We start from the raw sequence: 13,112 nt of genomic DNA on the forward strand, positions 1-13,112 counted from the left end.
AAAAAAAAAAAAAAAAAAAAAAAAAAAAAAAAAAAAAAAAAAAAAAAAAAAAAAAAAAAAAAAAAAAAAAAAAAAAAAAAAAAAAAAAAAAAAAAAAAAAAAAAAAAAAAAAAAACAATACTGCTTTTACATGTGATTATATATTTTAATAGCTGATATTAAATTCATTTCTTGCTTCAGGATTTTTGCAAAGTCGCCATCCCAGTATTGACGCCTCTACTTGGCAGATAAGCAATTTCACTTCTAAAAATTGTGTCACTTTATTTCAAACTCGTAGCTACTCACTTCCCTTTTATTCAGAATTCTTACTTATCTATTTTTGAAATTAAACATAATTACTCTTGGCTTCAGCATAGTTTTAGATTTCAAACATTTAGTTACTAAATTATCCCGCTAAATTTCAAAACTATTTTTCCACGTAATACCTTTTGGCTTATCCATCTGTCCCTTTTTCCCTTCAATTAATTATCACTTGATGATCTATCCAATTACACCTTACAATTCCGCACAAAAAAAACGACAAAGACTGGGGGAATAGCCTTTGTCGTTTTATTTCTAGGGGACAAACTCTAACTAGTGCATGTCGTTTTTAAGCCAAGTCAGCCCCATTAGATTTAATTACTTTTTGGTACCAGTAGAATGAATCCTTCGGCATTCTCGCTAAAGTACCCTTGCCCTCATCGTCACGGTCAACATAGATAAAGCCGTAACGCTTAGACATTTGACCGGTCCCGGCACTAACCAGGTCAATGCATCCCCAGGTAGTGTAGCCGATCAAATCAACGCCATCAGCAATTGCCTTACCCATCGCTTCAATGTGCTGACGCAGGTAATCGATCCGGTAATCATCGTGAATCTTGCCGTCTTCACCAATCTTGTCAACTGCACCGAGGCCGTTTTCAACTACCATCATTGGGATTTCGTACCGGTCATACATTACTTCAAGGTAGTATTGCAAACCAGTTGGGTCAGTTGACCAGCCCCATTCAGAGTAGTTCAAGTATGGGTTCTTGGCCCCAGCTGCAAAGTTGCCACTGGCCTTATCCTGCACTTCGTGAGTAGTTACCACGTTCGACATGTAGTAGCTGAAGGTGTACATGTCAACCTTGCCGTCAAGCATATCTTGCTTGTCTTGTTCGGTAATATCCAAGTGGACGTCATGTTCAGCCCAGAGCCGCTTGGCAAAAGTCGGGTACTTGCCCTTGCATTGCGCATCCCCGCAGTAAAGCAGGTCTTCTTCCCACATGTGGCGGTTCAAAAGAATGTCCTTAGGGTCCGGCGTCAATGGGTAGTCAACCACCCCGCAGATCATATTGCCGACCACATAGTTAGGGTCAATCTCATGGGCTAATTTAACCGCACGGGCTGAAGCTACAAATTGGTAGTGCAGCTTTTGGTAGGCATGTTGATATACCTTGTCATCTGTCACCTTGTTGCCAAAAGCATTCAGCATCAATAAGCTCGAGTTGATTTCGTTAAAAGTCAGCCAATACTTTACCAAGCCCTTGTATTCCTTGAACAAAACTTTAGCATATTTGACATACATGTCGATCATGGCTCGGTCTTGCCAGTCGTTGTATTTTTCACTCAAATACAGGGGATCTTCATAGTGAGAAATCGTAACTAATGGTTCAATCCCGTACTTCTTGCATTCTTCAAACACGCGGCGGTAGAAGTCCAAGCCCTTTTGGTTTGGTTCAGCTTCGTCACCCTTTGGGAAAATCCGGGTCCAGGCAATTGACAAACGGAAAGTCTTAAAGCCCATGTCAGCAAACAGCTTAATGTCTTCCTTATAGTGATGATAGAAATCAATCGCTACATGGTTAGGATAGTAGCTGTTGGGATCAATGGCACCAACTGCCCCTTCAGGCAGACCTGCCCCAGGCATTGCCGGCGTCTTTTCCAGCTTGCCGTTTAACTTGTAGGTCAACATTCTAGGTGCTGTTAAACTACCAGCAGTCGTAATATCAGTAACTGATAAGCCCTTGCCATCGACGTCATAGGCACCTTCAATTTGGTTGGCAGCGGTAGCTCCGCCCCATAAAAAATTCTTTGGAAATGTCATATTTTATCCTTTCTGCTAAAATACTAAATTTTTAGTCTTATATATAAAAATACTAGCACTTTCTCGTAAGCGCTATCAATGAGATCATGCTAGTATTTCTTTAGATTAGTTAAATTTTACGGCAAATCATGCCCAACTGCCAAATACAGGTCGTACCATTCTTGCCGCGTCAACTTAATTCCTGCTCCTTCGCAGCTATCCAGCAAGTGTTTCGGATTCATCGTGCCAATCAGCACCTGCATTTGGGCTGGGTGACGCAAAATCCAAGCCACAGCAATCGCATTTTTATTCGTGTGATGGGCCTCTGCCAATTTTTCTAATTCTCGGTTCAGCTTCGGGAAGAAAGGATTATCAATGAAGCTAGCCGACATTTGACTATTCTGGAACGGCGACCAGGTTTGCACCAATAGATGGTGTTCTTGGCAATAATTTAGCAGCCCGCTTGAACGCACCATGCCTTCATCTTCAGTACGGTTGACAAAAATACCCTCATCAATCATTCCGGTATGATCCAAACTAAACTGCACTTGGTCGATAATCAGCCGCTGACTGACCGCACTTTGAAGCAAGCTGATCTGGCTCGGGTTAAAGTTGGAAACGCCGAAAAAGCGGACTTTGCCACGCTGCTGCAGCAAGTCAAAAGCTTCAGCTACTTCTTCAACGTCCATCAGTGCATCTGGTCGGTGCAATAAGAGCGAATCGAGATAGTCCACTTGCATGCGTTCAAGAATGCCGTCGACTGCTGATAAAATATGTTCCTTACTGAAATCATAACGATGTCCTGGAACAATGCCGGTTTTAGACTGGATATGGAAGTCTGTCCGGCTTAAGCCACTAAGCTTTAAAGCCCGGCCAAAGACTTCTTCAGATTTGCCTTGCCCGTAAATATCAGCCGAATCAATGTAATTGACCCCTTGATCATGAGCTGCCGTTAACAACTCGCTGGCCTCTTCTGGGGTCTTTTTGTTCATCCGCATAATCCCCAAAGCAATTGCTGGAACCTCCAAGGTAGTTGGACCGAATTTTACAAATTTCATATTGCACCTCCGTAATTCGATAACATCTCCATTATACAACCGCTATCATAATTCTTAGATTATCTTGCCTGGTGCCATAGTTTTATATCATTATATATATTACAATAAGCTTATATTTAGTTTAAAGGAGGTTATTAAAATGTCGTATTTACCCTTACTAGGCGTGCTAATCATTTTGCTTGGTTTCGCCTTAAAATGGGATACCTTTGCGGTTGTTATCATTGCCGCCTTTGTAACTCCCCTGCTAGCAGGGATGTCTATAACCAAAGTGCTAACCTTGTTGGGCCAAAGTTTTCTAGATAACAGAATGGTCAGTTTGTATTTCTTGGTTTTACCAATGATTGGTTTAGTTGAGAGTCACGGCCTGCGCCAAGTAGCAATCAATGCCATCAAGAAGCTTAAACGGGCAACGCCAGGAAAAGTGCTTAGTGCCTATATGTTAATTAGAGAAGTCCTAAATGCTTTGGGAATTTCTTTGAATGGTCAAATTGCTTTTGTTCGGCCACTAGTTGCCCCGATGGCTACTGCCAGTGCTGCTAGCTATAAGTTGAGCGATGCTGATAAAGAATTGCTAAAAGGTCGTTCAGCTGCAGTTGATAATTTGGGGAACTTTTTCTCACAGAACTGTTTTATGGCTTCAAGTGGAGTTTTGTTAATTAGTTCAACGATGAAAAGTCTGAAACATGGCGTCTCTCCATTACAAATAGCTCTTTATTCAATACCTTTCGCCGTTATTACCTTTATCCTTACCTATGTTTATAACTACTTAATGGATAAACGACTTGCTGTTAAGGAGGAAGCTTAAATGTTTACACAATATCTATCCACTTTCTTCTATAGTCTTTTGGGGATATGCATGGCTATTGCTGGTATTGAAGCAATTAAGGATAAAAGTAATCCCGCTCGAATTGGGACTGGTTTCTTCTGGTTCATCCTAGCTCTGTTATTCATCTTTGGCGACTTAATACCTAAAGCGATTTCTGGTGCCCTAGTTTTAGTATTAGGACTTTTGTCTTTGTTTAAACAGGTAAAAGTTGGGAAAATTGCTGAGATTGATGCTAGCCGTGCATCTGAATATGCCAAAAAACTGGGTATCTGGCTTTTCCTGCCAAGTATTGTGCTTGCACTATCTGCTATTTTAGTTGGATCTTTAACCAACTGGGGAGGACAAATTGCGATTGGTATCGGGGCTGCCTTAGCCTTAATTGTTGCTATGATTGAAACCCGTGCACCAATAAAACTTGTTTACAATGATACCCAACGAATGTTCAGAACTATGGGAACTGCCGGCATGCTGCCACAAATGCTGGCCATGTTAGGCTCAGTCTTTACAGCTGCTGGAGTGGGGACGCTGGTTGCCAAAGCCGTGTCTGGAGCCTTTCCCACAGGCAATAAACTATTAGGGGTAACTCTTTACTGCATAGCTATGGCACTCTTTACCATCATTATGGGTAATGCCTTTGCTGCCTTTGCGGTTATCACAGCTGCAATTGGCGTTCCTTTTGTAATTGCACAAGGGGGAAGTCCAGTCGTAGTAGCAACCTTAGGAATGACTGCCGGATATTGCGGTACTTTAGTTACACCTATGGCTGCCAACTTTAACTCTTTGCCCGTAGCATTTTTGGAGATGAAAGATCAATGGGGCGTAATTAAGCAGCAACTACCAATTGCCGTAATTTTGTTAGTGCTCCATATTATCTTAATGTACATTCTTGCATTTTAGAATCGAGGTTTATCCACATGAAAATTTTAGTTACAGGTTTCGACCCTTTCGGTAACGACAAAATCAACCCTGCTATTGAAGCAGTAAAACGCCTGCCCGACACGATCTCAGGTGCGCAAATTATCAAACTTGAAATTCCAACCAAGTTCGGCATCAGTAAAGATGTGGTGAAAAAAGCCATCGACCAACACCATCCCGATTACGTTCTAAATGTCGGCCAAGCTGGGGGCCGGTTTGGTTTAACGCCAGAACTAGTTGCCATCAACTACGATGATGCCCGCATCCCCGACAACGCCGGTAAACAGCCAATCAGCACGTCAATTCAAGCTGACGGTGCTCCCGCTTACTTCACGCAGCTGCCAATCAAAGCTATGGTCCGTGCGATCCGCGAAGCCGGTTTGCCCGCCAGTGTTTCCACAACTGCCGGCACCTTTGTCTGCAACCACATCTTTTACCAAGTCCAGTATTTACGTGATAAATTTTATCCCCAACTTAAGACTGGCTTTATCCACATTCCATTTTTGCCTGATCAAGTAGTCAACCGGCCCAACACCCCTGCCCTTTCTCTGGCAGATGATGTTAAGGGCCTAACGGCAGCCATTAGTGCGATTGTGGAATTTGATGGCAAAAACGACCTCGAAAGCGTTGAAGGTCACATCAGTTAAATTTTGCTTGCCCCTAGATGGGGGCTTTTTTGATCCGATCAGGTCAATTTTCGCCAGATTTAGGTCAATATTTAGCTGTTGTTACCGCTACCAACTGATATAAAATTAAACTATAGCGAAAGGAGGACAAGCATGGCAGCACCAGCTCATGAACTTGTGGAAACCACTGAACCATTGCCGTTTTGGATATATCTCCACAATTTTGATGCCCATTCCCCAACCGGGCAAATTTCCGCCCATTGGCATCGGGGCATTGAACTTTCATACACTATCAGCGGTTCAATCCACGACTTTGAAATTTCTGGCCAGCATTTTCGGACTAAACCCGGACAAATTTTGCTGGTTAACACCCAAGAAGTCCATAGTGTGGATACAGCTAATAAAGCCGGGGATTCCGCTTTATCAATTATCATCCCGTATAACTACCTGACGCGACTATTCCCCAATATGAGTGAGTACGAGTTTATCATTAATGACTATGATGCCCTGAACAACAATCAGAAACTGGCCTATCACGACCTGCAGAGTCAATTTGCCTTAATTGTCCACACTTGGCGCGACAAGACCAATCCCTACCGCTATTTACAGGTAATGGCAGCCTTTGACCAGATCGTTTTGCTGCTAATCCGTAATTTTGCCCACAAAAGAAGCCACCACGAACGCAAAATTGGGCGCAAGGTTTACGCCGTTGACCGGATTCAGGACATTGCCGATTACGTCTCCAATCACTATCAAGAAAATTTAGATTTGGACGAAATTGCCAAACACTGTTCAATTTCCAAGGAATATCTGGCCCGCTTTTTTAAGCAAAACATGGGCATTACCCTGGGGCAATATGTGGACCAAGTACGGGCGCATCATGCTAAAGAACTCTTCGATACCGGCCACTTGTCCCTTTCACAAATTGCTTGGGAGAGCGGGTTCAGCGGCCTGCGGACCATGAATCGAGCTTTTAGCAAACTCTACGGCAAAACCGCATCGCAAATGCAAAAAGAACAAAAAGATAAGAGGTAAACAAATGCAATACTTAGCTTTAGACATTGGTGGTACTAATTTGAAGTACGCTTTAATTGACCATTCCGGTAACATCCTGGAAGACTTCCGCACGCCTACTCCGCAAAACAAGGAAGACTTTTTAGCTGCTGTGGATAAGATTGTGGAAGAATATCAGAGCAAGATTAACGGCTTTGCTTTTTGTGCACCGGGAAAAATTGTTGGCGGGACAATCGACTTTGGCGGGGCTCTGCCATTTCTTGATGGAGTTGACTTTAAAGAGCGTTATCAAGACCTCAACATCCCTGTTTGGGGAATCAATGACGGCAAGGCCGGAGTATTAGCCGAAAGCTGGCGCGGCAGTTTAAAAGACTGCGCCAACTGTGCTGCCGTAGTGCTTGGTACCGGCGTTGGCGGCGGGATCATCGTTAACGGTCAACTAATTCGGGGCTTCCACGAACAAGCCGGCGAACTCAGCTTTATGCAAACCAACTATGATACTGATTTGATGCATTCCATGGTTGGCGGCAACTGCTCCGCCGTGCAATTAATTGAAGCTGTCAACCAAGCCGAAGGTAACAGCGATCTTAATGACGGCTTTGCTGCTTTTCAGGCTATTAATGCAGGAGAAAAACAAGCAGTTAAGCTCTTTACTGAATTTTGCGACCGCATTGCAATTTTAATCATTAATCTGCAAAGCGTCGTTGACTTGGAAAAGATTTCAATCGGAGGCGGAATCAGTGCCCAGGACACAGTCATCACCGGCATTCGTGAAGCTGTCGATCGCTTTTACAATAGCTCGGACCTAATCAAAATGACATTTCAGCAGCCTGAGATTGTTCAAGCAGCCTTTCGTAACAAAGCCAATTTATACGGAGCACTGTACAACTTATTGCTGCAAGTTAATAGCGAAGAACTTTAAATATAATATAAAATAAACTAGTCAATTACCGCCCAAAACATGTCAACAGATGGGCGGTTTTTTGGACCATTTTTGCCTACAATCATAATTGTAAGCGAATACATAGAAAGTGTGAAAATTATGGTAGAAGCAAGCGTACTTGAAACAGTAAAAAAATTTAGAAATATCTGCAAGACTGTTGATGATCAAAGAGATGCCGGATTGCCGTTAGAAATTCCAGAAGTCAAACGAATCAACGACATTCAATATGGCCCTGATCCTAAGTGGAATTTGTTAGATTTGTACTTGCCGAAAAACGTCGATGGCAAGCTGCCAATTCTGATCAACATTCACGGCGGCGGTTGGTGCTACGGTACCAAAGAAACCTACCAATTTTACGGTTTAGGCATGGCTAAGCGCGGTTTTGCCTTTGTTAACCCCAACTACCGCCTGGCTCCTGAGGTCCAATTCCCTGAAGAATTAGATGATGTGGACCGTTACATCCACTGGGTGAGCGACCACGCGGATGAGTACAACTTGGACAAGAACAATGTCTTCTTGGTTGGCGACAGTGCCGGCGGCCAAATGGTTGAACAATACGTGACGATTTTAACCAACCCTGAATATCGGGCAAAGTTTGGTTATGAATTAACTGACCTGCACTTCAGAGCAGCAGCGATGAACAGTGCCGCTTTCTTTGTGACTGACCCCGGCATGATCAGTGATTTGACTGAAGCCTACTTCACTAAGGAAGTTGTAGCTGAAAAATGGGACATGCTTGAAACGGAAAAGTACATCACCAAGGACTTTTTGCCTTGTTTTCTGACTACTGCTAACGAAGACTTTATCCACGACCAAACCTTCATCTTTGACGGCTTCCTGCGGGCAGTGGGCGTCCCTCACGTTACTAAGAGCTATGGCGACAAGGACCACCCAGAGCCGCACGTATTCCTGATTAACCAAAGAGATGAACTAGCATCCCAGGCAAATGATGAAGAGGCGGCATTTTTCACCAAGTATATGGAATAAGGTGTTTACCATGAATGAAAAAAAGCAAATTCAAGACGGGATAATGTTTAAAATTTCCCTCTTATCAATTTCCATTTTCTTAATGATGGCTCCAGCCATTTCACCAGCCTTAACGCTGATGTACAAGGCCTTCCCCGACCAAAGCCCAGCAGCCGTGGAAGAACTAACCACCATTCCCAATATCGGGATTGTGGTTGGCTTGATTGTCAGTCCGTTTCTGATCAAATTCTTTAAAGAAAAGATTACCGTCTTAATCGGATTAGCAATCACCTTGTTAGCGGGGACCTTCCCCATGTATGCAAATGCCTACACGCCTATCTTAATTTCGCGGTTCTTAATTGGCTTTGGGATTGGCCTTTTTAACTCATTAGCTGTCAGCTTGATCCCTAAGTTTTACCAGCGAGATGAAGACGAACTGGCCCAAATGATTGGTTTCCAAAACGTGATGGGAACGATCGGTAGTGCCCTAGCCTCTTTCTTGATCAGTTGGCTATTAGGCTACGGCTGGCATGGCGCGTTTGCAATTTACCTGCTGGTAATTCCGGTATTCTTGCTCTTTGCGGCCTTTGTTAAGTTCCCACAAGAAGAAACTGTAGTTACTACCGAAAAATCAGCTAAAAAGTCATCCAACAAGATCAACAGCAAGGTTGTGCTAATTGCTGCCCTGATGTTCCTGCTCTTTATTTTCTACATGACCATGGCATTTAAACTGCCGGTCTTTGCGGTTCAAAATGGCATCATGAGCAACAGCACCTACTCCTTTACCATTGGCGTTCTATCCCTAGTTGGCATCCCGATAGGGGCTGCTTTTGGCAAGATCTACAAGGTCTTACATGACAAGATTTTCCCACTTGGAGCCTTCTTCACTTTTGTTGGCTTCTTAGGTTTGGCTTTGTCTACCAACTCAGTGGTATTTATTATCTTCTACATCCTGCTGACGTTTGGCTTTGGCCTGATGGTGCCTTACATGTACAACTGGCTTGACTGGGCGGCACCACGCGAATCGATTAACTTTGCCACCACCATTGTGCTGGTGCTAGTCAACGTTGGCTGCTCGATTTCACCGATGGTCATCAACTGGATTCAAAGTTTAATTGGCAACAGTAGTGCGCAAATGTCTTTGATGGTATCAGCCGTCTTCTTCGGCCTCTTCTTTATCTACGCTCTTGGCCACTACCTGAGTGTTCACCGTCATCACTTAGCTGCTCAAAAAGATGCTGCTGATAACAAGACCAAGCAAGCTTAATAATTTATCACAAAATCCCCCTTATCTGAAAAACACCCTGCGATCAACGGATCCAAGGTGTTTTTTTCTTGCCAAAATAGACTTTTATAAATAAAATATCAATATGCATAGATTATATATTTTAGATATACGTATAGGAGACTAAATGAAAAATTCAAAATCAAGCAAATTATTCAAATTGGCTTTACTGTCAATTTCGCTCTATGTCTATATTGGCACATCAATTTCGCCAGCAGCCAGCCTGCTCTATCAAGCTTTTGGTTCAGTCAGCCACACCCAGGTAGATTTGTTAACCACGATTCCCAACTTCGGGATCGTACTTGGTCTGATCCTGAGTCCTTTTGCCGTTAAAGCTTTCGGGCAAAAAAAGATCATCATCAGTGGCTTGCTGCTTACCTTAATCTGCGGCTTATTACCGGCTTTTTTGACCAACTTCTGGCTCATTTTAGCCACCCGTTTTCTGGTCGGCTTGGGAATTGGCCTCTTCAATTCACTGGCGGTCAGTCTAATTCCCCAGCTTTATCATGAAACTAACGAACTTTCTAAAATGGTCGGCTACCAGACTTTAACAGCATCTTTAGGCAGTGCCTTATCATTGTTCATTGTGGCTTTTTTAGTCAGTTACGGCTGGCACGCCGTCTTTTGGATGTATTTGATGGTATTGCCTGGTCTACTCCTCTTTGTGAAAGCAGTCGAATTGCCCCAAACAGCAAGCCAGAAAACTTTCCACTGGAACTTGCCTCTGGCTGTTTGGATCATGGCCCTGTTAATGTTTTTGGTTTTAGCCTTCTACATGACTTTGGGTTACAAGCTGCCGATTTTTGCCGTGGAAAAAGGCTTCGTCTCAACCAGCACCTACTCCATGCTGGCTGGTTGTATGATGCTGGTTGGCTTGCCGGTGGGGGCGATTTTCGGACGGCTTTATGACCGTTTCAAATCCCTGCTGCTGCCAGCAAGTGCCTTGATCTTGTTTGCTGGGTTTCTAGTAATCAGCTTAGCCAATAATTTACCCGTCCTATTGGTCGGCGATATTTTAGCCGGCATCGGGTACGGTTTAATCATGCCCGTCCTTTATCGGCTGCTCGATCGCTTTTGCCCGCACGAATTAGTCGCTAGTGCGACAACCCTGGTGCTGATTAGTGGCAACATTGGCTGCTCATTTTCGCCCATCTTGTTGGAAGTCCTCGGCGGCAAAACAGCTCAAGCAGCTTTATTAATTTCAGCAGGCTTTTTTGCAATCTTGTTCATGGTCAGTTTAATCTACGCAGTCGGCAGAAAAGCTTAATTTTTCTTGCCAAAATAAAAGGCGATGCTACGGAATTTTTCCCGCAGGATCGTCTTTTTTTAACAAGCAGCAATAATATTAATTAATAGTAAGTTGCAAATCCTCAGCATCCACAAAGTGACTGCGTTTGACAAACAACCAATTGCACAAGCCAGCCATAATTACCGGAACGATCACAAAGCCGACCAGAACCCGGACTAAGAGCAAGCTGCCACTGGAAGTCTGGTAGGCCGTCAGCGGTCCAATCAAGCCGGAAAAGCCAAAGCCGGCAGAAAATGGCGTGCCCTTCAAGTTCAAGATCGTCGTCACCGCACCAGAAACGCCAGAAGCAACTAGCACCGGTACAAACAACTTCGGCTGTTTAATCATATTAGCCATTTGAATCTTGGGCGAGCCCAGAAAATGGGCTAGTGTGGTACCAAGCGGGTTGACACTGGCACCCATCCAAGCCAAAGTGAACGAACAAGCAGTAATCCCGGCGTTGGCTGCACCTGAACCAATTCCGGCCAAACTGATCGCCATGGCAATGCCGACCGAAGAAATCGGCGAAACGATCAAAACTGCAAAGATCATGCCTAAGATGATCCCCATGATAATTGGCGAAGCGTTAGTCGATTGCTTAACGATTTGGCCAATAAAGTTCTGCACTGCCACCATTAGCGGCATGGTAGCTAGGCCCAGTCCCCCGGCAATCAGCAAGACTAAGAGTGGTTCCAGGATAGTCTTAAACTGGCCTAAAAACTTTTGGCACAATAAGACGCACCAAGCAGCAAACCAGACCGTCAGCAAAATGTTCAAAATTACGCCTGAACCGCCGATGATAAAGCTGCCGTTTTTTTGCGTAATAATGCCTCCGGCCACCATCGCCGCCAAAGACATCGATCCTGATTCCAGCAGTCCGTACTTCAACATGCTCCCGACGGCAAAAGCAGCAATCAAAGGCAAAGCACTTTGAACCATGGTGATCATGACCGTAATTTCATTGGTAACGGAATTAGCCGGCAAAAATTTCAGCAGCTGGCTAAGCAGGGCTGACGGGATCAAAGCAATCACCACAGCCAGGGAAGTGCCGTTTAAAGTAGCCATCGTGACCTTTTTCAGTTGATTTTTCATAATGAATTCCTCGGCAAATATTTCTTAATATCTAAGATTTTCTAATCTTTAGATTAAGTTTACTTGTTCACAAATCAAACTGTCAACAATTGGCTACCAATAAAGCAATTTTATTTAAAAGACAAATTTTTCAAAAGCTTGGGCAATCCCATCAGCATCATTTGACCCGGTGACAAAATCAGCTGCTGCCTTAGCTTCCGGCGTTCCGTTGCCCATGGCCACAGCCACCCCGGCAAATTCAAACATCGTCAGGTCATTGCCGGCATCCCCCACGGCCATAACTTCGGCAGGTTTGATACCAATTTTTTGACAAAGTTCCCGCAAACCTTGCCCCTTGTTGACATTCGGATGCATGATTTCCAAAAAGCGGTCATCAGCTCTTACGACATAATTATTTTGGTCAAAGCGTTCACGCACCAGTGGTTCAATTTGATCCAGCTGTTCTTTCGTGCCCACAAAAGCACCCTTGGCTGGTTGAAAATCTGCTGGCAATTCACTCGGCTGGCGAACGTACAAGGTCGCCGTATTTTCATAAGCCTGGACATATACCATGAAGTCAATATCATGGTCAGCGGTAATAATTTTTGAGTCAGGAGCCACAACGTTAAATGGCGTGTGGTGGGCACGCGCAAATTCTGTCAATTCCAGATAAGTTTCATGGCTCAAAATATCTTCAGTTTGGACCTTGCCACTAGCTGTTCGCGTAATGGCGCCATTGAGCGTGACGGCATATTGGTCGTCGCCGGTAATTCCCAGTTCAGCCATATATGGGGCTAGGCCGGCAATGGGACGACCCGAGCAAAGCACGACTTTTACGCCCGCCGCTAAAGCTTGAGCGACGACTTTTTTGGTGCTGTCTAAAATTTTGCTTTGTGAATTAAGCAAAGTGCCGTCAGTATCTAATGCCACAAGTTTAATACTCATATAGTTACCTCTTTTCAAAATTCTAACGTAAGCGCTTTAGTTTATTATAACTTAATAAGGAGCGTATTTTCAAAAAGGGGTTTACATGCGGAATTAGTTTGAGCTTATTATACTAGCAGCTTACTTTCAGT

The 13,112-nt window shown here is 43.8% G+C and carries 12 protein-coding genes; 8 read left to right on the top strand and 4 right to left on the bottom strand.

Annotated elements, in window-relative coordinates; all coding sequences use genetic code 11:
• Positions 1 to 589 precede the first annotated feature (589 nt).
• Positions 590 to 2,065, bottom strand: coding sequence for a glycoside hydrolase family 1 protein (locus KI210_RS06780; protein WP_212781135.1), 1,476 nt, complete (start codon positions 2,063 to 2,065; stop codon positions 590 to 592).
• A gap of 116 nt (positions 2,066 to 2,181) precedes the next feature.
• Complete coding sequence (locus KI210_RS06785) at positions 2,182 to 3,102, bottom strand: aldo/keto reductase (protein ID WP_212781136.1); 921 nt, start codon at positions 3,100 to 3,102, stop codon at positions 2,182 to 2,184.
• Between the two features lie 139 nt (positions 3,103 to 3,241).
• Here KI210_RS06785 and KI210_RS06790 point away from each other — a divergent pair, with 139 nt between their 5' ends.
• The 8 genes from KI210_RS06790 to KI210_RS06825 all read left to right on the top strand — a co-directional run bounded on the left by KI210_RS06790 (position 3,242) and on the right by KI210_RS06825 (position 10,944).
• Positions 3,242 to 3,907 carry a DUF969 domain-containing protein gene (locus KI210_RS06790; RefSeq protein WP_212781137.1) on the top strand — a complete coding sequence of 222 codons (666 nt, stop codon included), beginning with the start codon at positions 3,242 to 3,244 and terminating at the stop codon, positions 3,905 to 3,907.
• The gene (locus tag KI210_RS06795) at positions 3,908 to 4,825 is read left to right on the top strand and encodes a DUF979 domain-containing protein (RefSeq protein WP_212781138.1); all 918 of its coding nucleotides are present in this window, start codon (positions 3,908 to 3,910) and stop codon (positions 4,823 to 4,825) included.
• 17 nt (positions 4,826 to 4,842) lie between these two features.
• Complete coding sequence (gene pcp / locus KI210_RS06800; RefSeq protein ID WP_212781139.1) at positions 4,843 to 5,490, top strand: pyroglutamyl-peptidase I; 648 nt, start codon at positions 4,843 to 4,845, stop codon at positions 5,488 to 5,490.
• Between the two features lie 132 nt (positions 5,491 to 5,622).
• Positions 5,623 to 6,504 carry an AraC family transcriptional regulator gene (locus tag KI210_RS06805; protein WP_212781140.1) on the top strand — a complete coding sequence of 294 codons (882 nt, stop codon included), beginning with the start codon at positions 5,623 to 5,625 and terminating at the stop codon, positions 6,502 to 6,504.
• A gap of 4 nt (positions 6,505 to 6,508) precedes the next feature.
• On the top strand, positions 6,509 to 7,405 hold the full coding sequence (locus KI210_RS06810; protein WP_212781141.1) for an ROK family protein: 897 nt from the start codon (positions 6,509 to 6,511) through the stop codon (positions 7,403 to 7,405).
• A gap of 120 nt (positions 7,406 to 7,525) precedes the next feature.
• A complete protein-coding gene (locus tag KI210_RS06815; RefSeq protein WP_212781142.1) occupies positions 7,526 to 8,413 on the top strand; it encodes an alpha/beta hydrolase in 888 nt (295 codons plus the stop codon).
• A 10-nt stretch (positions 8,414 to 8,423) separates the two neighbouring features.
• Positions 8,424 to 9,659: an MFS transporter gene (locus tag KI210_RS06820; RefSeq protein ID WP_212781143.1), complete on the top strand. Its 1,236-nt coding sequence runs from the start codon at positions 8,424 to 8,426 to the stop codon at positions 9,657 to 9,659.
• A gap of 145 nt (positions 9,660 to 9,804) precedes the next feature.
• Positions 9,805 to 10,944, top strand: a complete 1,140-nt coding sequence (locus tag KI210_RS06825) for an MFS transporter (RefSeq protein ID WP_212781144.1) — start codon at positions 9,805 to 9,807, stop codon at positions 10,942 to 10,944.
• 78 nt (positions 10,945 to 11,022) lie between these two features.
• On the opposite strand, the gene KI210_RS06830 is transcribed toward KI210_RS06825, so the two are convergent.
• Both KI210_RS06830 and KI210_RS06835 read right to left on the bottom strand, forming a co-directional pair.
• Positions 11,023 to 12,057 (bottom strand): PTS sugar transporter subunit IIC, encoded by a 1,035-nt coding sequence (locus KI210_RS06830; RefSeq protein WP_212781145.1) that lies wholly within the window; start codon positions 12,055 to 12,057, stop codon positions 11,023 to 11,025.
• 114 nt (positions 12,058 to 12,171) lie between these two features.
• Positions 12,172 to 12,981: a Cof-type HAD-IIB family hydrolase gene (locus KI210_RS06835; protein ID WP_212781146.1), complete on the bottom strand. Its 810-nt coding sequence runs from the start codon at positions 12,979 to 12,981 to the stop codon at positions 12,172 to 12,174.
• Positions 12,982 to 13,112: the final 131 nt, after the last annotated feature.

Source organism: Lactobacillus corticis (assembly GCF_018327645.1).
Taxonomy (GTDB): domain Bacteria; phylum Bacillota; class Bacilli; order Lactobacillales; family Lactobacillaceae; genus Lactobacillus; species Lactobacillus corticis.